This window comes from Bradyrhizobium vignae (assembly GCF_900324035.1).
GTDB lineage: Bacteria > Pseudomonadota > Alphaproteobacteria > Rhizobiales > Xanthobacteraceae > Bradyrhizobium > Bradyrhizobium vignae.
The window spans coordinates 3,720,609-3,742,129 of sequence record NZ_LS398110.1 but is presented as its reverse complement, the minus strand read 5'-3'; the positions used below and the strand labels follow the sequence as shown (position 1 = coordinate 3,742,129).

General features: G+C 64.0%; 21 protein-coding genes, 1 tRNA gene and 1 pseudogene. 9 read left to right on the top strand and 14 right to left on the bottom strand.

Going from position 1 to position 21,521, the window contains the following annotated elements; genetic code table 11:
* Positions 1-16: 16 nt before the first annotated feature.
* Positions 17-1,208, top strand: a pseudogene (locus BRAD3257_RS41965) (FAD-dependent oxidoreductase).
* 315 nt (positions 1,209-1,523) lie between these two features.
* Positions 1,524-2,495 carry an IS110 family RNA-guided transposase gene (locus BRAD3257_RS18220; protein WP_122400484.1) on the top strand — a complete coding sequence of 324 codons (972 nt, stop codon included), beginning with the start codon at positions 1,524-1,526 and terminating at the stop codon, positions 2,493-2,495.
* A 208-nt stretch (positions 2,496-2,703) separates the two neighbouring features.
* Here BRAD3257_RS18220 and BRAD3257_RS18215 read toward each other — a convergent pair whose 3' ends face one another.
* The 3 genes from BRAD3257_RS18215 to BRAD3257_RS18205 are packed head-to-tail and all read right to left on the bottom strand — an operon-like array spanning position 2,704 to position 5,496.
* Complete coding sequence (locus BRAD3257_RS18215) at positions 2,704-3,882, bottom strand: saccharopine dehydrogenase family protein (protein ID WP_122402957.1); 1,179 nt, start codon at positions 3,880-3,882, stop codon at positions 2,704-2,706.
* Positions 3,883-3,891: 9 nt separating this feature from the next.
* A complete protein-coding gene (locus tag BRAD3257_RS18210; protein WP_122402956.1) occupies positions 3,892-4,674 on the bottom strand; it encodes a DUF169 domain-containing protein in 783 nt (260 codons plus the stop codon).
* Between the two features lie 54 nt (positions 4,675-4,728).
* Positions 4,729-5,496, bottom strand: a complete 768-nt coding sequence (locus tag BRAD3257_RS18205) for a YdcF family protein (protein WP_162500586.1) — start codon at positions 5,494-5,496, stop codon at positions 4,729-4,731.
* Between the two features lie 168 nt (positions 5,497-5,664).
* Here BRAD3257_RS18205 and BRAD3257_RS18200 point away from each other — a divergent pair, with 168 nt between their 5' ends.
* The 3 genes from BRAD3257_RS18200 (at position 5,665) to BRAD3257_RS18190 (ending at position 7,571) form a co-directional block, all read left to right on the top strand.
* Positions 5,665-6,606: an acetamidase/formamidase family protein gene (locus BRAD3257_RS18200; RefSeq protein WP_122402954.1), complete on the top strand. Its 942-nt coding sequence runs from the start codon at positions 5,665-5,667 to the stop codon at positions 6,604-6,606.
* A gap of 200 nt (positions 6,607-6,806) precedes the next feature.
* Positions 6,807-7,004, top strand: a complete 198-nt coding sequence (locus tag BRAD3257_RS18195) for a hypothetical protein (protein WP_024341172.1) — start codon at positions 6,807-6,809, stop codon at positions 7,002-7,004.
* Positions 7,005-7,079: 75 nt separating this feature from the next.
* The gene (locus BRAD3257_RS18190; protein ID WP_162500249.1) at positions 7,080-7,571 is read left to right on the top strand and encodes a GcrA family cell cycle regulator; all 492 of its coding nucleotides are present in this window, start codon (positions 7,080-7,082) and stop codon (positions 7,569-7,571) included.
* 273 nt (positions 7,572-7,844) lie between these two features.
* On the opposite strand, the gene BRAD3257_RS18185 is transcribed toward BRAD3257_RS18190, so the two are convergent.
* Complete coding sequence (locus BRAD3257_RS18185; protein ID WP_122402952.1) at positions 7,845-9,401, bottom strand: porin; 1,557 nt, start codon at positions 9,399-9,401, stop codon at positions 7,845-7,847.
* 408 nt (positions 9,402-9,809) lie between these two features.
* On the opposite strand from BRAD3257_RS18185, the gene BRAD3257_RS18180 reads away from it, so the two are divergent.
* On the top strand, positions 9,810-10,316 hold the full coding sequence (locus tag BRAD3257_RS18180; protein WP_162500248.1) for a MarR family winged helix-turn-helix transcriptional regulator: 507 nt from the start codon (positions 9,810-9,812) through the stop codon (positions 10,314-10,316).
* 16 nt (positions 10,317-10,332) lie between these two features.
* Here BRAD3257_RS18180 and BRAD3257_RS18175 read toward each other — a convergent pair whose 3' ends face one another.
* Together BRAD3257_RS18175 and BRAD3257_RS18170 are read right to left on the bottom strand one after the other, a co-directional pair.
* The gene (locus tag BRAD3257_RS18175; protein WP_122402950.1) at positions 10,333-11,445 is read right to left on the bottom strand and encodes an alpha/beta hydrolase family protein; all 1,113 of its coding nucleotides are present in this window, start codon (positions 11,443-11,445) and stop codon (positions 10,333-10,335) included.
* Between the two features lie 263 nt (positions 11,446-11,708).
* Positions 11,709-12,680, bottom strand: a complete 972-nt coding sequence (locus BRAD3257_RS18170; protein ID WP_122402949.1) for an SDR family NAD(P)-dependent oxidoreductase — start codon at positions 12,678-12,680, stop codon at positions 11,709-11,711.
* 357 nt (positions 12,681-13,037) lie between these two features.
* On the opposite strand from BRAD3257_RS18170, the gene BRAD3257_RS18165 reads away from it, so the two are divergent.
* Positions 13,038-13,277, top strand: a complete 240-nt coding sequence (locus BRAD3257_RS18165; protein ID WP_122402948.1) for a hypothetical protein — start codon at positions 13,038-13,040, stop codon at positions 13,275-13,277.
* Between the two features lie 130 nt (positions 13,278-13,407).
* Here the strand turns inward: BRAD3257_RS18165 and BRAD3257_RS18160 are convergent, their stop codons facing one another.
* Positions 13,408-14,331, bottom strand: coding sequence for an alpha/beta fold hydrolase (locus tag BRAD3257_RS18160; protein ID WP_244607984.1), 924 nt, complete (start codon positions 14,329-14,331; stop codon positions 13,408-13,410).
* Here BRAD3257_RS18160 and BRAD3257_RS18155 point away from each other — a divergent pair.
* The gene (locus BRAD3257_RS18155) at positions 14,273-15,175 is read left to right on the top strand and encodes a TetR/AcrR family transcriptional regulator (protein ID WP_244607983.1); all 903 of its coding nucleotides are present in this window, start codon (positions 14,273-14,275) and stop codon (positions 15,173-15,175) included. The genes BRAD3257_RS18160 and BRAD3257_RS18155 overlap by 59 nt on opposite strands.
* Before the next feature lie 1,036 nt (positions 15,176-16,211).
* Here BRAD3257_RS18155 and BRAD3257_RS18150 read toward each other — a convergent pair.
* The 7 genes from BRAD3257_RS18150 to BRAD3257_RS18120 form a co-directional block, all read right to left on the bottom strand.
* Positions 16,212-16,289 (bottom strand) — tRNA-Pro (locus BRAD3257_RS18150).
* Between the two features lie 114 nt (positions 16,290-16,403).
* Complete coding sequence (locus BRAD3257_RS18145; protein WP_122402946.1) at positions 16,404-16,982, bottom strand: MerR family transcriptional regulator; 579 nt, start codon at positions 16,980-16,982, stop codon at positions 16,404-16,406.
* 24 nt (positions 16,983-17,006) lie between these two features.
* Positions 17,007-17,351: an integration host factor subunit alpha gene (locus tag BRAD3257_RS18140; RefSeq protein WP_162500246.1), complete on the bottom strand. Its 345-nt coding sequence runs from the start codon at positions 17,349-17,351 to the stop codon at positions 17,007-17,009.
* Positions 17,352-17,484: 133 nt separating this feature from the next.
* The gene (locus tag BRAD3257_RS18135) at positions 17,485-18,465 is read right to left on the bottom strand and encodes a beta-ketoacyl-ACP synthase III (protein ID WP_122402945.1); all 981 of its coding nucleotides are present in this window, start codon (positions 18,463-18,465) and stop codon (positions 17,485-17,487) included.
* Positions 18,462-19,523 carry a phosphate acyltransferase PlsX gene (plsX, locus tag BRAD3257_RS18130; protein WP_122402944.1) on the bottom strand — a complete coding sequence of 354 codons (1,062 nt, stop codon included), beginning with the start codon at positions 19,521-19,523 and terminating at the stop codon, positions 18,462-18,464. The genes BRAD3257_RS18135 and plsX overlap by 4 nt, the downstream gene beginning before the upstream one ends.
* 295 nt (positions 19,524-19,818) lie before the next feature.
* Positions 19,819-20,385 (bottom strand): YceD family protein, encoded by a 567-nt coding sequence (locus BRAD3257_RS18125; protein WP_122402943.1) that lies wholly within the window; start codon positions 20,383-20,385, stop codon positions 19,819-19,821.
* Positions 20,382-20,933 carry a ubiquinol-cytochrome C chaperone family protein gene (locus BRAD3257_RS18120; RefSeq protein WP_122402942.1) on the bottom strand — a complete coding sequence of 184 codons (552 nt, stop codon included), beginning with the start codon at positions 20,931-20,933 and terminating at the stop codon, positions 20,382-20,384. The genes BRAD3257_RS18125 and BRAD3257_RS18120 overlap by 4 nt, the downstream gene beginning before the upstream one ends.
* A gap of 98 nt (positions 20,934-21,031) precedes the next feature.
* On the opposite strand from BRAD3257_RS18120, the gene BRAD3257_RS18115 reads away from it, so the two are divergent.
* The gene (locus tag BRAD3257_RS18115; protein ID WP_162500245.1) at positions 21,032-21,517 is read left to right on the top strand and encodes an outer membrane protein assembly factor BamE; all 486 of its coding nucleotides are present in this window, start codon (positions 21,032-21,034) and stop codon (positions 21,515-21,517) included.
* Positions 21,518-21,521 lie beyond the last annotated feature (4 nt).

Here is a 21,521-nt window from a genome sequence, read left to right as displayed (position 1 = left end):
ACGTCGGGAGCAAGCCATGTCCAACCGTCCCCGCAAGGCCCTGATCATCGGCGCCGGTATCGCCGGGCCCGTTGCCGCCATCCTGCTGCGCCGCGCCGGTATCGAATCCGCGATCTACGAGGCTTGGCCCTATTCGAAAGGCATCGGCGGCGGCCTCCAGATCGCCCCGAACGGCATGCATGTGATGGACGAGATCGGCCTTTCGAACGAGCTGATCAGCCGTGGCTCGGTGGCGGAGTCCTTCGACTTCTATTCGCAGGGCGGCGAGAAGCTGGGCTCGATCAACCGCGACTTGGCGCGGCGCTTCGGCCAGCCGGCCGTCAACATCTCCCGTGCCACGCTGAACGAGATCCTGATCGACAAGGCCTGGTGCGCCTGCGTCTCACTCCATTTCGAGAAACGCCTGATCAAGATCGAGGATCGTGGCGATCAGCCGATCATCGCCTATTTCGCTGACGGCACCACCGCCGAAGGCGATTTCCTGATCGGCGCAGACGGCGTCCACTCGGTCGTGCGCCGCCAGGTCGTGCCTGACGGGCCGCAGCCGTTCGACACCGGCCTGATCGGCTTCGGCGGCTTCGTGCCGCACGCCGTGCTCGACGGCAGGCCGATCGGCCGGCGCGTCGAGACGACGTTCGGCCAGAGCGGATTCTTCGGCTACGGCTATTGCAGCCCGGATCCGACCGACGGCGTGATGTGGTGGAGTACTCAGCCCGCATGTGGCATGGGCGATGTTCCGCGCGCTCGATCACGCGACGCTGAAGCAGCATCTGCGCGGCTTCCATCGCGGCTGGCACGATCCGATCCCCGCTATCATCGAAGCGGCCGAGAACATCGTGGTCACCGACACGCTCGACGTCGCGACCCTGCCGGCCTGGTCGCGCAAGCGTTCGCTCTTGATCGGCGATGCCGCGCACGCAACCAGCCCACATGCCGGCCAGGGCGCCTCGCTGGCGCTCGAGGACGCGATGCGGCTCGCGCGCTTGATGCAGGAAGGCCAGGAGCTCGGCGCCATCTTCCAGGCCTTCGAGGCCGAGCGCCGCCCACGCACCGAGAAGATCGTCGCGATGGCCCGCCGCAACGGCAACAGCAAGCGCGAGTTCAGCGCCATCGGCGCGTGGATGCGCAATCAGATGCTGAAATGGCTGCTGCCGCTGGGCGCCAAAGGCATGGATTTCATGTACGCGTACGATGCACGGGCGGCGTAGCACCACGAACGGTGCAGTAGGGTGGGCAAAGCGAAGCGTGCCCACCATTGCTGATGCGATCCCAGAGAGATGGTGGGCACGGCGCGTTGCGCCTTTGCCCACCCTTGTTTTAGCGCACCGGACTAGAATGGCCTCGTTCCGTGAGGAATGGCCCAGCTCGGGTGGCCGCCCGAGCTGGGCTGCCGATCGATCGGATCGATGCCGACCGAAGCCTTGAGGGCTGCCTTTCGTAGCAGGATCGCGATCGGTACTTCATCGGGACCCGGATGGTTGAACGAACTTTAGGTTCGCACACACAAGGGAGGGTCGACGAAGATGGCCAAGCGTATCACGATCTGTGCCGGGATCGATACCGGTAAACGTAAGCTCGATGTGGCACTTGATGGCAGTTTGGAGCGGCTTCAGGCCGATAACACGCCGGATGGCTATAAAGTGCTGGTGGAATGGTTGCAGCGCCACAAGGTCAAACGGGTCGGGATCGAGGCGAGCGGCGGCTATGAGCAGGCTGTCGTCGCCGAGTTGCGGCGCCAGCGGTTTGTGGTCGTCGTATTTCAGCCGGCCCAGGTGCGCGCTTATGCCGTGTTCCAGCTGCAGCGCGCCAAGAACGACAAGATCGATGCCGCGCTGATTGCGGCCTGCACCGCCGCGGTCAAGAAGATCCACGCAGCTCCGGATCCCCGCTTGCTGCCATTTGCCGAGCACCTGACGATGATCGACCAGATCACCGAGGACATTGCTCGGCTGAAGAACCGGATCGAGAGCTGCCGCAATATGCGGCTCCAGAAGCTGTGGAAGGAGGATATCGCTCGCCTGGCCAAGCGCGAGAAGGTCGAACTGAAGGCACTGGCCGCCGCAATCCGTGAGCATCGCGATCTTGCCGAGCGGCTCGACTTGATCAACAGCATCGATGGTATCGGGCTAAAGACCGCCATGGTCATTCTGGTGCGGATGCCCGAGATCGGTCAGATCACGCGCGAGCAAGCGGCCGCGCTGGCTGGCATTGCCCCTTACGATGACGACAGCGGCGATCGCACCGGCGTTCGTCACATCGCCGGCGGGCGTGAACGGCTGCGACGTGCGCTCTTTACTGCGGCGCTGCCGGCGTCATTTCGCTGGAATCCGCAGCTCATCACGCTCTATGGAAGGCTGATGGGAGCAGGCAAGGAACACAAGCGCGCATTGATCGCTTGCGCCAGAAAGCTATTAATCTTCGCCAACACAGTGGTCGCCCGCGGCACGCCTTGGCAGACAAAACCGCCCGAGATCGCGAGGGCTCCGGCTACCTGATGGCGTTTCTTTGTTCGGCCGAAGCACCGTTTCTTCGTCCCGACCTGCCGTCACAAAGACGCCGCGCGCCGCGGCCGTCAAAGGCTGGCCGTCGCCCTGGCCTCAACTCCATCTCCGCTGCCGCCAGGCCACGCCTTGACGGCCGCAAGCACGGCGTCACGCTACCCTCAGCGATCGGGCGAATCTAATGGTTGCTACGAGAGCCAACCTACCCTTCCACCCCGAACGTCAGCCCGGCGTGATCGACCAGCCGCTTGATCAGCTTGTGCTGCATCGCTGCGCCCGGCGTCCAGAAACCGGCCGGAACGTCTGCTGCGTCGCGCAGCAGGCAGATCGCGCATTCGGAGATCATCTTCGAGGTCGAGCCGTAACCGGGATCGCGGTCTCCGGTGACGCCGGCGCGGACCATGCGACCGTCGGGAGCAATCGCGACGTAGAGCAGATTGAACAGACCGTTCTCGCGCTCCTCCTTCGACGGCCCCTCGCCTGGCTTCGGTGCGTTCGGACCGGTCTTCTCGGCATTGGCCGCCATCACGCGCTTCGCATTGGCCTCGCCCTTCTCGCCGGGACCGGTCAGGACCATCTCGTCGTAGACGAAGTCCTTCCCGTACGGAAAGCCCATCAGCATGTTGGAGCGATGGACGTTGCGGGTGTTGATCAGCGCCATCATGAACGGAGCGGCCCAGGATTGCAGGTCCTCCTCGTAAGTCGCCCTGTTGCCCTTCGGCTGTTTCGGGCCGGTGAAGCCCGGCGTCAGCGCGAAGTGATCGTTGAGGATGGCGACGAGGCTGAGATCCTTCGCGACGGCGTCGAAGGTCGCTTTCGCGCTCGCCGCGGTGCCACCGGACAGCGTGCCGCGCATGTCGCGCACGCGGCCCTTCACGCGCGGGGCCGGCGCGCCAAACACACGCCTCGCCTCTTCCTGCACGAAGAAAGTGCCGAGCTCGAACGGCACGGAATCATAGCCGCAGGAAAACACGATGCGCGCGCCGCTCGCCTCGGCCGCCGCACCGTACTTGTCGATCATCTGTCGCATCCAGACCGGCTCGCCGCAGAGATCGAAATAGTCCGCACCCGCAGCGACGCAGGCCGCGAGCAGGTCCTCGCCATAGAATTGATAGGGACCGACCGTCGTGATCACCGACTTGGTCTGCGCCACCATCGCCTTCAGCGACGCCGCGTCCGACGCATCCGCCACGATCAGCGGCGTGTCGGCTGGCGCGCCAATGGCGTCGCGCACCGATTTCAGCTTGTCGAGGCTGCGACCCGCCATCGCCCATTTCAGCGCCATGTCGTCCTTGTAATGGGCCGCCAGATATTCGGCGACGAGCTGGCCGGTGAAGCCGGTCGCGCCGTAGACGACGATGTCGAATTTCGCAGAGCTCATGATCGGCCTTTACTTCTTCGCGTAACTCACGCCCATGCCGGCACGGACGTCACTTTGAATGCCATAGGGCGGGATCGGATAGCGCAGGCCGTTCTTGGCCAGCGCCTTCATGCCTTCAATTGCCTTGGCGAGATGCGAAGGCTTCAATGCCATCAGCATCTCCTCGTCCGGCACGCCGCCATAGCGCCGTTCGGCATAGCATGGCAAGGACAGGCTGGGCTCCCCGGTCTTGAGCGCCCGCCCCCAGGAATCCGCGCACGCGGTCTCGCCGACCACGCCCCACTCGAATTTCTTGTAGCCGGTATATTGCAGCCCGTTGATCAGGATGATCATCTGCCCCGGCGTTGCATAGACGAGGCAGATGTCGGGCGGATCGAGCCGGCCGCTCGCCAGCGGACTGACGGCGAGCGCCTGATAGTGTCCGAACGGAACCACGTCCAGCGCCTCCTGGCGCTTGCGCGCATCTTCTGCGGTACCATGCCAGACTCCGACATAGTTCTCGCCGGCGAGCCATTTGTCGTCCTGGGGGCTGAGCCCGATCACGGCGCGGCATTGGCTACCTACGAGATCGTCGGCGGTGATGCCGACGGTCCAGCCGAGGCGCGCCGCCATGCTGACGATCTGATCGGTGGTGTGAATTGCATTCGGGCGGCGGATTTTCGGGATCGCCTCCATCTCTGCGGCCGTCGCGAACAACTTCATGCCGATCACGTTGGTCTTCAGCCGCAGCAAGCTGTTGAGATCGGCGACGAGGCCGGCAAGATCGATCCTGTCTGCACTCTGCTGTTGCATGGCTTCCTCCGCGCCGGCGATCGCGCGCCGTGTTCTTGTCTTGGTGCCCTCGTTCTAGTCCCTGCCCGGTCCTGGAAGCAACTCGCCGGTTCGGCCCATCAGACGGTAGGCCACGAGGCCGATCCACTCGCGGATGGCCACTTCCGTTCGGCCGAGTCCGTCCGCACCCATATTCGTGAAGGAAAACAAATCGTCTCGTCCGCCCATCCGCCAGTCCACCGGATACGCCTCGACGTCAAATCCAGCCTTGCGGAAGATCCCCATCGAGCGCGGCATGTGGAAGGCCGACGTCACCAGCAGCCAGCGCTCGCGCGGCTTTGGTGACACCAATTTCTTGGTGAACATCGCATTCTCCCAGGTGTTGCGGGAGTCACGTTCGAGGATCAGGCGCTCCTTCGGTATGCCGAGGTTCTCCAGGATCGGCGCGGAATAGTCGGCCTCCTTCGCCTCGGTCGAAACCAGGTTCGCGTTGCCTCCCGTGAACACGATGCGCGCGCTCGGATAGCGGCGGGCAAGCTCGGCCGGCGCGAACAGACGATCGGCCGCGTGCGCGACGACCGGCGTGCGATGCGCCGCCGACAGATCGGTGTCGACCGAGCCGCCGAGCACGATGATGCCGTCGGGCGCGCCGCGCGAGGCGTCCCACGCAGGAAAGCGAGACTCCAGCGGATAGATCAACAGATTGCCGAGCGGCGAGAACGCCGCGAGCGCCAGCAGCACCAGCGTGATCACGGCAAGCTTGCGGCCGAGCGCGGCAAAGCGCGTCACCATCAGCACGACAGACAGGATTCCGAGCTCGACCAGGAGATTGATCGGCAGCAGCGCGGTGCCGAGGGTCTTGGAAAGAACGAAAAACAGGGGAGCCTCGCTGAAATCATCTTGCCTGTCTGTGCGGGGCTTGACCGGCCCCGCCATCTTCAGAAATCTTCTTGAAAGAGGATCGATCGCCGGGTCAAGCCCGCGGCCGATGAAACCAACCGGACGCGGCATATGACCCATCATCACCTGCATTCCACCCCCGAAACCTGTCATTGGGGCTTCTTCGAAGCCGCGCTCAAGCCCGTCCTCACCATTGCCAGCGGCGATGAGGTGACGGTCGATACCATCAGCGGCGGTCCGGACGTGCTGCCCGATCGCGACAAATTTCACATTCCGCCGGAAATGCACCAGGTTCATGCCACAAACGAGCGCATGCTGCCGGGCCACATCCTCACCGGCCCGATCGCGGTCGAGGGAGCCGAGCCCGGCGACGTGCTCGCGGTCGAGATCCTCGACGTGCAGCTCCGGCAGGATTGGGGCTGGAACATGATCAAGCCGCTGGCCGGCACCCTGCCCGACGATTTCCACGAGACGCGCTTCCTCAACATCCCACTCGACCGGACGCGGATGGTCGGCCGCATGCCCTGGGGTTTAGACCTGCCGCTCAAACCGTTCTTCGGCGTGATGGGCGTATCGCCGCCACCTAGCTGGGGCCGTATCTCCTCGCTGATCCCGCGCGCAATGGGCGGCAATCTCGACAACAAGGAGCTCGGTGCGGGTGCGACGCTGTATCTGCCGGTGTTCGTGCCAGGTGCGATGTTCTCCTGCGGCGACGGCCATGGCGTGCAGGGCGACGGCGAGGTCTGCGTCACCGCGATCGAGACCGCGCTGCGGGGCCGCTTCCGCCTCACGCTGCGCAAGGACCTCAGGCTCGAGTACCCCCGCGCCGAGACGCCGACGCACTACATGACCATGGCGATGGACCCCGATCTCGACCAATGCGTGGTGCGTGCGCTGCGCGACATGATCGCGCTGCTCGGCGAGACGCGAAATCTATCGCGCGAGGATGCCTACACGCTGTGCAGCCTGGCCGCAGACCTGCGCGTGACCCAGACCGTCAACGGCGCCAAGGGCATCCATTGCATGATCGAAAAGACGATCGTGCACGGCTGAGCCGCCGCGCCCTTCCCCGACCTGCCGACATCGAGCCGCCGCCCGGTCTTCCCTGCGGCGCGCCGCGACGTGTCCGATTCCCAAGCGATTCCAACCAGGTGAGCTGCTGCCCCGGCGCTGATTTGACTTCCACCCCCGAAACTAAATAGAGTCTTAATCGTTACTTTTATGTACCCGAGTAAGAGGCTAGCGTTCGGGCCATGGCCACCGAAAAAGCCGAGACTGACCGCATTCCCGTAACCCTGGCGCTCTCGACCATCGCCTATCTGGAGAAACTGGTGAGACAGGGCACCCACGGCACCAGCGTTCCCGGCGTCGCGCGGACATTGATCGAGGAAGGCATCCGTCTCGCCATCAAGGACGGGCTTCTGTCGATCCGCGACAATGGCAGGACGTGAGCGCGCGCCGGACGTGAGGCGGACGGATCTCCGAGCGGGCGGATGGCCGACATCTGCAACCTGGGATCGCAACACATGCCTGTTCTCTCGCCTGCCTCTTCACGAACTTGGACCGACGAACGCATTGAGCTGTTGAAGCGGCACTTCGACGCCGGCCTCTCCTGCAGCGAGATCGCCGCCGACATCGGCGTCAGCCGCAACGCCGTGATCGGCAAGCTGTCGCGGCTGAATCTGACGCGCGGCCGGACATTCGACGACCGCAAGGTCCAGGACAGAGGCTTGGCGCCGGCGCGGGCGCGCAAGGCCGTGCCGCGGCTGCAATACGAGATGCTCGCCACCATCTATGGCGAGGCCGACGCGCCGGTGGTCGCAGGCCCGATCGACGACGCCAATCGCTGCTCGCTGCTGGAGCTGTCCGAGAACCGCTGCCGATGGCCGATCTCGACGCCGGGCGAAGACGATTTCTGCTTCTGCGGCAACACGACGCCCGACGGCCAGCCCTATTGCGCCGGTCACAGCCGCCTCGCCTACCGGCCGTATGCGCGCGCTCGCGCGATGCGCGGTTGATCTGCAGCATCTCCAAAAACAAAAAACCTCCGGCGGGGCATCACCGGAGGTTTCTGGAGGCTTAGCGTGAAGCTAAGAGCCGCAACTTTCGTATTTGGCCAAAAGCCATATAGCTTAGTAACTCAGGTAAGTAAATAAATTTGAGGCGATCGAACCGCATGGCTCGTCTTCGCGCTTCGCAACGGCTGCCGGATTTTCCGAACGCCCCTCATTGCGGAAAAAAGCCCCGGCGGTTTCCCGCCGGGGCTTCATCAAGGGCTCGATACCCCAAGCTTACCAGTTGCGCTGGGCGCGCAGCAGCAGGCTGTAGGTGTCCTGGTCCTTCAGCTCGTAGGTCGCCGCCGGCTTGGCGACGCCGGTCAGGGCTCCGGTCGTGATCGCGCCCGAATACTTCTGGTCGAGATGGCTGTAGGTGAAGTCGGCCGAGAAGGTCAGGTTCTTCACCGGCGTCCAGCGCGTGATGACGCCGACCTGGCCGATGTTGAAGTCCGGGTTGCAGGTGCCGGTCAGGGTGGCGAACGCGGCGCTGCCGCAGATCAGGCCTTTCGCCGTGCCGCTGTAATTGACCGCAGCCCACGCGCCGTACAGCGCCGTGTTCCAGTACGGATTCCAGTTGTGGGTGTAGGCACCACGGAAACCGTAGGTCTTGGTCAGTTCGAGGCTGCCGCCCGGTGCGAACACCGCATCAGACACGCCGGCGAAGCCGATGCTCTGATAGGCCGCGTTCGAGCTGCCGAACATCGAGTAGCTGGTCGCGGCCAGCTCCTGGAAGTTGTAGCGGCTCGCGCCTTCAGTGTAGACGCCCGAGATGTTGATCACGTCGCCGGCGCCAGTCGGGATGTTCTTGATGCCCAATGCGAGCTGGACGGCCCAGCCCCACTTGTCTTCCGGATGACCGGTGGTTTCAGTGGCGCCGTAGTAAGCGACATGGTTGTCGTGCGCCGCGACCGACGCCTGGAACAGGCCCCAGGCTTGATCGACGCGAACCATCGCGACGAGATCGGGCGAGCGGCTGCCGCCGAGGTCGTTCGAACCGTAGGCACCGCCGAGCACGCCCGTGGTCGACATGCCGGCCGTGTTCCAGATGTTGGTCTGGAAGACCTGCGTCTGGTCCTGCGCCGAGAACGAGGCCGTGATGCCCTGGCCGAAATCGGCCGTGTAGGTGAACTGCGCCACGCCGTTGGTGGTGCCGCTGCCGCCGACCAGCTGGTCGAAATTGTTGCCGGGATAGTTGATCCAGGGCGCGTCGAACTGCGACACCGCCTTACCCATGGTGAATCCGGCGAACTGGATGAAGGCGTAGTAGACGCCGAGCGCGCCACCGGAGATGCCGCCGTCCGTGCCGTTGACGGCGCCGCCGCTCGAGCCGGTGAGGCCGGTGCCGGCCGCGTTGAGGCCGATCGTGCCGCTGTACTGGGTCGCTCCCGTGGCCGAACCGGTGCCGCCATAGTTGCCGGTCGTCCAGGTGAAGACCGCGTCGAAATAGGTGCGGACGACGCCGTACTCGGTCGCGGTGCGGGTGTCGATGTTGAGATCTTCACGCGCGCGCATCGAGTAGTAGTTGGTCAGGCGGTTGTTGGCCGCGAACACGCCGTTGTACTGGGCGCTGTAATTGCCGCCGGCGTTGAGCGCCACTTCGGCACGCAAATAGCCGCCCAGCTTGATGCAGGTGTCGCTGCCCGGGATGTAGTAGAAGCCCGCGCCGTAGAGCGTGCAGATCTTGACGTACTCGACCGCCTTGGCCTTGACCGGAAGATCGGCGGCCTGGGCTCCACCGACGGCGATCAGACCCGCCGCAGTGCCGAGCAAAAGGCTCTTCACCACTTTCATTTAAAACCTCCAAGTTGCTCATTTTACGGAGACCGGACCGTGAGGCCCCCCAAGATCCCCGTCTCTCAAATCCGCTCGGCCGCTTTGCGCTTTCGGCCACACCCGCAATCGAGGCGAGGGACGTGAGCGAACCACCTGCAACGGGACGATCGAGTACCCCCCACCGTCACGCATCAATATGCCTGCGCCGTTTCGCTAATCAAAATAGTTTATTTGATCAGCTTTCTGGTTTCGCTAAACCTGTGCCCGCGGCGCAACACTTCCGCCGAAGCCTATAGCCTGACTTTCTCATCTTTGTAATTTTAGTGACAAAATTACCCTGCTCTGCACTTGCGTCGGGGCAGGCTTGCGTGGACTATGGCATCCCACGATCACCGGCCTGAAAGATCAGTTCACGGGAGTGACGCTGTGTCCGCGACGAGGAAAGAGGGAGCGCGCCTGCGCTCGATCGCCAACCTGGATATCATCAGGCGCTTCACCTGGGAGATATCGTCGATCAACATGTATCTGGAGGAAGTGCGGCAGATCTGGGCGCGGACGCTCGGCATCAGCGGCCCGCAATGGCTGATACTGATGGCGATCTCCGACCTCGACAAGGACGATGGCATCCCGGTCAACGTCGTCTCCAAGCTCCTCCACGTCGATCCGTCCTTCGTCACCACGCAATCCAAGCTGCTCGAGAAGAAAGGCCTGCTGCGCCGCCGCCCCTCGCCGACGGACGCAAGAGTGGTGCGGCTGTCCCTGACCGAGAAGACGCAGAAGCACCTCGCGAGCCTCAACGAACAGTACAAGACGATCAAGGAATTCGTCTTCCAGGAGTTCGACGAGCACGAGCTCACCGAATTCACCACCAAGCTCGCGATGTTGAAGTCGCGCCTCGAGAAGGCCTGCGTCCGCCTCAGCCTCGACTTCTAAGGGAGGTCGTAGCGCTTCAGATTCGCAGAGGCGAACTGAGCCGGGATTCAAGCCAGTCGAAGATGTATTCGTTGGCGAGGCTCGGATTGTCCGCGTGGGCCTGCGCGGCGCCGGTTTCACCGGCGGTGAACACCTTGAGCATGACCTCGGAGCTGCCAAGCCGCGACGTCTGCACGATCTGGCGGGCGCGGTCGGCCTTGAGCCAGCCGTCCTCGCCCAGCGTGATCAGCACCGGACATTCGGCGCTGGAGGCCATCAGCGGCGCATGGGGCACCGGAACGATGCTGACGTCGCTCATCGCAAAGCGGCTGGCGAAGAAGGCCCGCTCGTGCAAGTCCCACAGTCCGCCGTCGCAAACGGCCGCCGCCAGTCGCGGCTCCTGCAACACCGCGCGTGCCACGAAGGACGAGCCCCAGCCATCGGCCACGATGGCGATGCGGCCGACATCGACATCGCTGCGCGTCTCCAGATAGTCCATCACGGCCGGAATTGCGCTTTCGAGATCCCGGCGCCGCAGCAGCACATCGAGATAATCGTCGCGCTGATCGCCGAACAGATCCAGCGCCAGCATTGCAAAGCCACGCTCGCGCGCATGCGGCGCCAGCTTGAACAGAAACTCTTCCTTGCGGTGTCCGGGCTCGCCGATGCAGATCACGGTCGGGGCCGGCCCTCGACCCGAGGGCGCAGGCAGGAAATAGCCTTGCAGCGAATGGTCATCGAGCCAGGGGATCGTCACCACTTCGCCGGGGGGCGTGCGTGCCGACAGATAGCGGCGGGCGCATTCCTGCGTCGCGAGCACCGCGACCCAGCGGCGCTCGTCGGCCGCCTCGAGCGGCATCGCCGCCGCAGCGTAGTAGTTCATCGCGCGCAGCCAGTTGCGCTGCGCGCTCGCCATGTGCCCTTCCGCGAACGCGGCTTCGGCGCGGTGCCGGTTGGCCCGCGCGAGCTTTTTCCATTCACGGTGCCAGGACTGATCGTCGCCACGCTTCAGCTGGCGGGCGATCAGCAGGCATTCTGCGATGGTGGCGCCACCCTCCTGCGCCGCGGTGAGGAGCCGCGTGAATTCAGCGGAGATGTCCTCACGCTCCGGGCAAAAGATCAAATCGTCGGAGAGGCATGCGGGCATCATGGTGAGCTACGCTCTGGTCGTCGCGTTACCCTGATTGACTAAACTATTTCAGTTCAGCAACCAAGCTACCGTGCTTCAAATGAGACTCGCTTGAGATCACCATCGCTTGAACGATCGTCCCTGTCGCATGCCCGATATTCCAATTCATCATACGGCTACCAATTGGCGGGAGCTGGCACGCGAAATCAGCCGCGCACCTCTTGTCATGACGACCATCATACCTACATCTGGGCGCTTCTCTTGAGTGGGTCGGCAGTGCCGACTCACCCGAGCCGCCAGCCCACCTCTTGCGTTAAACTTTCGTAGAAGGCGCGGTCGTAAGCCTGCTCCGGCGTGGCGCGCACCCGCTCGTCGAGATGCTTGGCGTCCTCGCCGACGAGAATACGCCAGCGCTCCGCCTTGACGCCGTCGAGAATGATCTTCGCCGCCTGCGCCGCCGTCGTCGGCGCATCCTCCAGGAAGCTGCGGGCGCGCTCGGCGAACGCCGCCTGGATGTCGTCGTCCGACATCTTGTCGGCATCCGGCACGCCGGCCGCGGCCATGCGCTTGCGGGTCAGCGCCACCTCGTCGTCGCTGAGCCGCTCCGAGCCGTCGCCCGTCTGCACCTTGCGCGAATTGGAGACTATCGAGGTGCCGATGTGACCGGGCATCACCACCGAGCATTTGAGGTGCGGGGCATGCAGGCGAAGATCGTTGATCAGCGCTTCGGTAAATCCTTTCACGGCGAACTTGGCCGAGCTGTAGGCTGTGTGCGCCTGGTTCATGCCGATCGAGGCCCAGAAGCCGTTGACGCTCGCGGTGTTGACGATGTGGGCCTCGTCCGCCGCCACCAGCATCGGCAGGAAGGTGCGCACGCCGAGATAGACGCCGCCCCAGCAGATGTTGAAGGTGCGCTCCCACTGCTCGCGCGTGTTGGTGAACAGGCTGCCGCCGCCGCCGATGCCGGCATTGTTGAACAGGAGATGGATCTTGTCCGTCTTCTGCTGCTCCGCGAGCTCGTCGCGAAAGCGCTTCAGATGATCCTCGATCGCGACGTCGGCGACATGCGTCGTGACGCGCAGGCCCTGCGGCAGCCTGTCGACCTCGCACAACCGCTTGGTCTCGGCCATCGCCGCTTCCGAGACGTCGCACATCGCGACGTTGCAGCCTTCGGCGACGAGCTGCCGCGCGAGCTCGCGCCCCATCCCCGTGCCGCCGCCGGTGATGACCGCGATCTTTCCAGCAAAATCCTTCATCGGACTTCGGTCCCTCCCCTTGTCGGTATGTTTCTTCGTCGCAGCGCCATTTAGCGAGGCGCGCGCAAAACTGTAGCAGCGCCGCATCCGCGGGTAAAAGCGGATCGGCGATGCCATTCGGCATCAGTTATTTCGGCACACGGATTATCGGCCACTCCAGTGCGGTCACCACGCGGAGCGCGCGGTCGGCGTCTCAAGGCGCACCGCCATAACCCGAAGCCGGACAAATGCGGGAACCACGGGGGAATGGACGCTGGGTTTGAGTCGGCCAAGCCAGCGTGTTGTTTGCGTGTAACAGGCTCTGGCACTCCGCTTGCATCCTCTTCGTGGTCAGAAACAACCAATGAGGTGACAGGAATGTTCGTGACCGTCGTAGCGGTGCTCTGCCGGCTAGGTGCGTCTGCCTCGGGCGCTTGCGTCGAGGAAATCGTGACCGACAGCAACATGACGCCCGAGATTTCGATGATGCAGTGTGCGGTCGGTGCACAGGCCCCCTTAGCGAAATGGATGGGCGAGCATCCGATCTATCACGCCAACTGGCGCCTCGAGCGCTACAAATGCGTGCCAGGTCACTACGAGATCAAGGGCCGCGCCTGAAGGCCCGCAAAAAACGGATAGCAAGACGACGAGGAAACGCCCCGGGGATCGCCTTATCCCTCCACGCGGGCGCCGCCAGCGCCGGACCGTTCGCGGCAACGCGCTCTGTGACGATGATCACGCCACATTCCTACCCAATCTCACGCAGGATGATTGCACGCGCCCGCCGTCCTTCCGGCGTCGGCATCAACGCATAATTATGCGGCTGGCCGCGCAAAAGATGCAGCTCGACCGACACGCCCACCGTCCGCGCCCGCTCCGCGAGATCGACGCTGTCAGGGTAGAGCAGATCGCGCGTCCCCGAGAAGATCGTCATCGGCGCCAGCGCGCGGAAGGCGCCGTTGAGCGGACTGACGAAGGGATGGCCGACATCGAGCTCGCCGGCATAGAGCCGTCCCGCCTCGACGATCCCCGGAATGTCCTGGATCGGATCGCGCGCAGCGATCGCAACCTGCTCCACGCGGCTGACCGACGCATCGGCCGCGGGCGAGATCAGCACCAGACGGCTCGGCTGCCGATGGCCGCGATCGCGCAGCCACTGGCAGGCCGCGAGCGCGAGCCCTGCGCCGGCGGAATTGCCGACCACCGTGACCTTTGCGGACCCTGCGTCTTCCAGCAGCATGCGCAGCAGCTCGGCCGTCGTCGGCACGACGTCCTTCGCAGTCGCGCGCGGCGCCAGCGGATAGATCGGCACGACGCAGCAAACGCGCGCCTGCCGAGTCATCTGTCCGACGAAGCGCCAATGAGCCGGCACGATCTCATTGATGAAGCCGCCGCCATGCAGGAACATGACGTAGTTGCACCCCTCATGGCCCGACGACGGTGCCGTGTAATAGACCGGCCAGCCGCCCATCTTCGTCAGCGTCGCCTCGACGCCGCGGCCGAGCCCCGTCGGCTCGAACGTTACAGGCTCCAATGCGAGCTTCCGCACGTGGGCCTGCACGGCTTCGGCTGATGCCAGCTGCTTCTTGAACGGAAGAAGGCGCAGCAGCAGGTTGAAGGCGCGGCTTTGCAGGCTTGGCGCGGGATCGCGCCGGGCCGGTGGACTGAACACGCAACCACCCGGGCAAAACTGCAAGGCCGACACGATCCTGGCAACGCTCATGGCCATATCCCCATCTGGCGCGTTCGCGGCGGCGACAAACAGGCTTGCCGACCCGCCGCCGCTTGCCGCTATAATGCGAGCATTCACTCGCTTTTCCTACTCGCATTCAGATCACAAGGCCGTGGCCCGCAAACCGCCCACAAAACCCCGGAAAAATGCCTCGCAGGAGCGATCCCGCGCCACCGTCGACGCGCTGGTCGAGGCGACTGCTCGCATTCTGGTCAAGGAAGGTTTTGAGAAAGCCAGCACCAACCGCATCGCCGAGATCGCCGGCGTCAGCGTCGGCTCGCTCTATCAATACTTCCCGAGCAAGGAGGCGCTCGTCGCCGCCGTGATCGACCGCCACAACGAGGAGATCATGGGCCTCGTCCGCACCGCGCTCCTTGAAGTCGCCGACATGCCGATCGAGCAAGCCGTGCGAAAACTCGTCACCGTCGCAATCGAAGCCCACCGCATCAACCCGAAACTCCACCGCGTCCTCGCCGAGCAGATCCCCCGCACCGGCCAGCTGAAGGACGTCGAAGCCTTCAACCGCGAAGTCCACACCTTGGTGCGCACCTATCTCGGAAGCCGCCGCAAGGAGATGCGCAAGATCGATCCGGGCCTAGCGACGTTCATCTGCGTCAGCACGATCGAGGCCGTCGCGCACAACACGGTGCTGAACCACGCCGAGATGCTGTCGGAGAAGAGGGTGAAGGTCCTGGTGGACGAGACGACGCGGATGGTGGTGGGGTATTTGGCCGTAAGCTCAAACCCAGAGCTGCGCGCCGCCGCAAAACCAGCGCTTGGCTAGCCCCTACCTGGCAACTGCCGATTTTGGAGTTGATAGCGTAAGCTCGATGGCATCATAGGACGAATATTCAAGATGCTCTCCCAGACCTCCCCTTGGAGGATCGCGATCGCACGCTGACGGCAGATCATGACAAGAGGCACCAATACAGTGCTGATCCTGCCAACCCACTTGCCATTCGCTCGATCCGAAATTGGAGCATCAATGCATCGGCTCCCCAGGCAGCGGGGTCGGTTGGTTTTCTACGCATGCAGCCTTCGCAAGACTTTGATGCTTCGTTAGCTGATCGCATCGTTGGCTCGGCCTCAAGCTAGCGGGCTTCTGCTCGCGCTTGGTGTAGCGATGATCTCGATCCCTAGAAGAACCCCTCCGACGATGTCGACGGACCTCATAGCTCGCCCCGTCTCGAACTACGCGAAGTCAAAGTCCGCGGGCTATTTCGTCGTGTCACTTGGCGTCGCTGAACACCCTGGGGCTACCGAGGTGCCGATTGAATAGCAGCTGGGTGGGGTGCGAAACACGCTTTTGGTTGTCTCCGATTGTGGGTTCAGTAAGCCCGAGAGAACTGCCAACGCTGCCATAGCCCCGATGGCAGCAAGCGCGATCTTGTCAGGCCTAGTGAAAACTGTGCGGCACCGGAGCCCGCCTGGTGCAATGTGCTTCAATTAACGCAACTCTGAGTTTCAATAAGATTATCATATGTTTATTCCGGTTCCATCGCAAGTGGCGGTCGTTCGGAGCGGTAGTGCTCGCAGCCAGAAGGGCCCGCCAGATGCGTTAGTTGATCGAGCCGTACAGTGCCCTGTCGCGGCGGCTTACGGAGTCGATGCCGTCCGTTGTCATGTTTGGGATGTAGGCTGGGACTTGGTGCCCCGGCGCGGGTCTCGACGACGCGCGTGGTGTCGATCTCGTGGACTCTCCGCCTTTGGCCTCCTAGCCGAAGAGAACGCGGAGCGAACGGATTGCGTAAACCGCCTGTAAACGGGCGGCCCGCTGCAAACGGGCCGTCTCGAGACGAGATCGAAAGTATTTGGAAAAATGGTCGGAGCGAGAGGATTTGAACCTCCGACCCCTAGTCTCCCAGACTAGTGCGCTAACCGGGCTGCGCCACGCTCCGAATGTCGTTCCATTAGCTAGGATCGCCGCTTTGCGCAAGGCGACGTCACACCATTTTGGTGTATCCGCCCAAACCGTCCCGGAACTGCCCGCAAAGCCGGCGGGAAGCAGCTCTTCACCCGTCCTTCAGCGCCTGATCCAGCATCTCCTTGGCTGCGACGAGATCGGCAAGTGCCCGACCCAAGCGCTCCCGGTCCACCGCGCTGGGGCCGGCGGGTGCGGCGGCGGCGCCGCCCTTGCGGAAGGTGGTGAGGATCTCCTCGTCGTCGATCTCGGTGAAGCGGAAGTCGATGCCTTCCTCCTCATCGCCCTGGAAGTCGTCATCGTCGGTGTCGGTGATGCCCTTGATGGGCGCCTCGTCCTCGGGCTCCATCAGGCTCTGCCCGATGGCGTCCTCGATGGCTCCGAACGAGACTGCTGCCGCGCTGTCGGCGAGGCCCTGCACCGATTTGACGCCGTGCTCTTTCAGGATCCGCTGCACCCCGCGGATGGTGTAGCCCTCGCCGTAGAGCAGCCGGCGGATGCCCTTCAGCAGGTCGACATCGTCGGGGCGGTAATAGCGGCGTCCGCCGCTGCGCTTCATCGGCTTGATCTGGGAGAAGCGGGTCTCCCAGAACCGCAGCACGTGCTGCGGAATGTCGAGTTCCTGCGCTACTTCGCTGATGGTTCGGAACGCATCCGGCGCCTTGTCCAAATGCCAGTCCTTTCCGAAAGGCGGTTACGCCTCTTCCTGTTGTGCCTTGGTGGCGTCGCCGTTGGTGCGGTGCTGGGCATTGATCCGCTGCTTCAGGATCGCCGAGGGCTTGAACACCATGACGCGGCGCGGCGAGATCGGCACCTCGGTGCCAGTCTTCGGGTTACGGCCGATACGCTGACCCTTCTTGCGCACCATGAAGGAACCGAACGATGACAATTTCACCGTCTCACCCTTCTCCAGGCAGTCGGTGATCTCCTTCAGCACGAGTTCCACGAAGGCGGACGACTCCGTGCGCGACAGACCTACCTTCTGGTAGACGGCTTCGCAAAGATCAACTCGCGTTACGGTTTTGCTGGTCTCGGTCATCGCCCTGCCCCACCTCACGGCGAACAATTGTTGTCTGAAATTATGAGGTTACGATACGACGGTCAACAGCGCTCATCAATGCCGACGCATTCATAATCGGCGCTGATTCCGGCGAAATTTTATCTGATGTGGCTTACCAGCGCACCAGCGCGGAACCCCAGGTGAAGCCGCCGCCCATGGCTTCCAGCAGGACCAGATCGCCCTTCTTGATGCGGCCGTCCTTGCGAGCCACCGACAGCGCCAGCGGGATCGAAGCCGCCGAGGTGTTGCCGTGGCGGTCCACCGTCAGCACCACCTTCTCCGGCGCGATATGCAGCTTGTGCGCGGAGGCATCGATGATCCGCTTGTTGGCCTGGTGCGGCACGAACCAGTCGATGCTGTCGGCATTGAGCCCGGTCGCGTTGAAGGCATCGACGATGACATCGGTGATCATGCCGACCGCATGCTTGAAGACCTCGCGGCCTTCCATGCGCAGATGGCCGACGGTCTGGGTCGAGGACGGCCCGCCGTCGACGAACAGCTTGGCCTTGTGGCGGCCGTCGGAGCGCAAGTGAGTGGTCAGGACGCCGCGATCGGTCGCGGCATTGCCCGGCTGCTCCTGCGCTTCCAGCACCACGGCGCCGGCGCCGTCGCCGAACAGCACGCAGGTGCCGCGATCGTTCCAGTCGAGGATGCGCGAGAAGGTCTCCGCACCGATCACCAGCGCGCGCTTGTAGGCGCCGGTACGCAGGAAGTTGTCGGCGGTAGCGAGCGCGAATACGAAGCCCGAGCACACCGCCTGGAGATCGAAGGCCGCGCCATGGTTGATGCCGAGCCCGTGCTGCACGGCGACCGCCGTCGCGGGGAAGGTGTTGTCCGGCGTCGAGGTCGCGAGCACGATGAGCTCGATCGATTGCGCGTCCACGCCGCCATCAGTGAGCGCGGCCTGGGCCGCCTTGATCGCGAGGTGCGAGGTGAACTCGCCCTCGGCCGCGATGTGCCGCTCGCGAATGCCGGTGCGCTGGACGATCCACTCGTCGGAGGTGTCGATACGCGCCGCCAACTGGGCGTTGGTCACCACCTGCTCCGGCAAGTAAGAGCCGCAGCCGAGCACGACCGAACGAATTTGAGTCACGAAACAGCCTCCTGCGCGGCCTGCACGGAACTGAGTGCACCACCCTCGCGGTTGAGCATCTGATTGATCTTGTTCAGGAGATCGTAGTGAGCCATCTCATAGCCAACATCGATCGCATAGGCAAAGCCTTCGGCGTTGGTTCCGCCATGGCTCTTGACCACCACCCCGTTCAGTCCCAGCAGCACGCCGCCATTGGACTTGTTGGGGTCCATCTTGTCGCGGAGGACCTGGAAGGCGCTGCGGGCGAACACATAGCCGAGCTTGGAGAGCCAGCTCCGCCGCATCTCGTTACGGAGCAATTCCGCCATCTGCCGCGCGGTTCCCTCGGCGGCCTTGAGCGCGATGTTGCCGCTGAAACCTTCAGTGACGATCACGTCGGCCAGCCCCTTGCCGATGCCGTCGCCCTCGACGAAGCCGATATAGTCGAGCTCCGGCAGGTTCCTCGCCCGCAGGATCTCGCTGGCCTCGCGGATCTCCTCGTGGCCCTTGATCTCCTCGGCGCCGATATTGAGCAGCCCGACCGTCGGCCGCGTCTTGTTGAACAGCACGCTCGCCTTGGCCGCGCCCATCACCGCCATCGAGACCAGGTGGTGGGCATCGCCGCCGAGGGTGGCGCCGAGGTCGAGCACGACGGATTCGCCGCGCATGGTCGGCCAGATCGCGGAGATGGCCGGCCGGTCGATGCCCGGCAGCGTCCGCAGATGGAAGCGCGCCATCGCCATCAGCGCGCCGGTATTGCCGGCGGAGATCGCGACATCCACCTCGCCCTTCTTGACCGCATCGATCGCGAGCCACATCGAGGAGGTCTTGCGGCCGCGCCGCAGCGCCTGGCTCGGCTTGTCCTCCATGCTGACGGCGACGTCGGTATGGACAATCTTGGAGGCGGCTTTCAGCTTCGGGTGCTTATCGAGCTCGGGCTCGATCCTGGCGCGGTCGCCGACCAGCAGAAACTCGGTATCGCGATGCCTGCCCAGCGAGATGGCGGCGCCCGGAATGACCACGGCGGGGCCGACATCGCCTCCCATGGCGTCCAGCGCGATGCGAACCTTGCTTGGCATAAAAGTCCTGGAAACCTGGTCTGGTGCGGTCTGTGCTAGCGGGGCCGCAAAATGGGTTCGCCACGGACATGGCGATCGGCCAAGCGCCACGCCGCACCCGGACCGGGGCGCGACAATAGCGTTTTGTGCCCCCGAAACAACCTCTTGCCCCCAGCCTTTTGCATTCGGGACGATCCGGCCGCGAACACCGTATTTCGCAGGAAACGCATTGAAATCAGAAAGATAAGAGGTTCTTTCAAACCATCAAGGCAAATGGCTCGGGTCCGATCGCAAGGCGGCCGCAAGCGCAAATGCCCTACTGGCCCTTCTTCTTGTCCTGCAGTGCCTTCAGCGCCGCGAAGGGATGGTCCTCGGGATCGGGCGCGGTGACCTCCGTCTCGAACACGGCCCCCTCCTTGCGCGGATAGGGATCGATCGCCAGGAACAGGGCATCGGTGGCGAGGCGGCCGAGGTCGATGATGCCGCCAGCGATCGGCTCGGGCGGGTCGGCGACCTCAGACGGCGCGCCATCCTGTCCCTCCTCGATCAGGTCGGCCAGGCGGCGCGCCTCGGCTTCGGGGGCGAACATCAGGTCCACCTCCTCCTCGATCTCGCTCTCGATCGGATCGAGCGTGACGACGCAGGTCTGGCCGATCCGGCCGCGAACGAGCCCCGTGACCTGGACCCGCCCGCCGCTTTTCGGCACGACATCGAAGCTGGCATGGGCGGACAGGATCTCGCGGAGGCCTGCGACCTCCGCCATGGCCCGTCGCTCGGCCGCCGAGGCCTCCAGCTCGCGATGCAGCCCGGCGTCGGGGATCTGCGCAACGATGACGGGCGCCCGCCAGGGATCGGGCTCGGATCCGGCATTCGGTCGGCTCATGGCGTGACATCCTCAGGGAGTGCTGGAGGAAACTTGAAGGCGGCGCGCAGCAGCGCAGCCTCCTCGGTCCGGCCAAGATCGGCCTCACTGGCCCGCGCATAGGCCGCAAGCCGCTGCGCCTGGTCGAAGCCGGTCCCATTCAAGATATTCTTGCAGATCGCCGATGCCAGCGCCTCGCCGCCGGCCTCCATGGCCTGGTCATAGGCCTGGACGCGGCCGTAGAAGGCCTCGCCGAAGGCCCGCATCCGCTTCGGCACGGTCTGATCGCCCACCCCCATCTCGCGCAGATTGTCATCCATATCCTCGCAGAAGCGGTCGAACAGCGCCTGGGACAGGTCGGTGGCGCCCGGGGCCGTGCGCAGGCGGCGCAGCAGCAGCCAGAGATGCAGCAGCAACAGGTCGAAACGCCCGTTAACCGTATCGGGCACGCCCAAGTCGCGGTAAAATATGGGTTCTCGCGCCTGCGTCACGATCATGCCATAGATGGCTTCAATGGTGTCCGATGGGGTTCGCCGGGGTTTCCTGAAGTGATTGAACGGCCAAAGCATTGTGGTTTCCGCAAGCGGGCGCGCGCGTGTTGCATTCAGACGCCCAGCCCGGTACTTCAGCGCCTCGCGCGACGCAAGGGGACGGAATCAGTTCCACTATGACGACAACGAACGAGACCAGCCTGCGCGCGGACAAGCGGCGCGGCCTTCACGCATGCTGGCACGGCTTGCGCATGCTCGCGGCTACGGCCGTGGTCGGCCTGGCCCTTGCGGGCTGCACCGGTGAACAGTTCCAGAAGGGCTACATCCTGCCGCCCGGCGCGCTCGAGCAGATTCCGATCGGTGCGAGCCAGGACCAGGTGCTGATCGTGATGGGCACGCCCTCCACCGTCGCGACCCTCGACGGTGAAGTGTTCTATTACATCTCGCAGCGCTCGGAGCGCCCGGTCGCCTTCATGAACCAGAGGGTGGTCGATCAGCGCGTGATCGCGATCTATTTCGACAAGAACCGGCGCGTGCGCCGGCTTGCGAATTACGGCCTCCAGGACGGCAAGATCTTCGACTTCATCAGCCGCACCACGCCGACCTCGGGTCAGGAGATGAGCTACCTCGCTCCGCTGTTCAAGCTGCTCAGCTTCAACTGAGGCT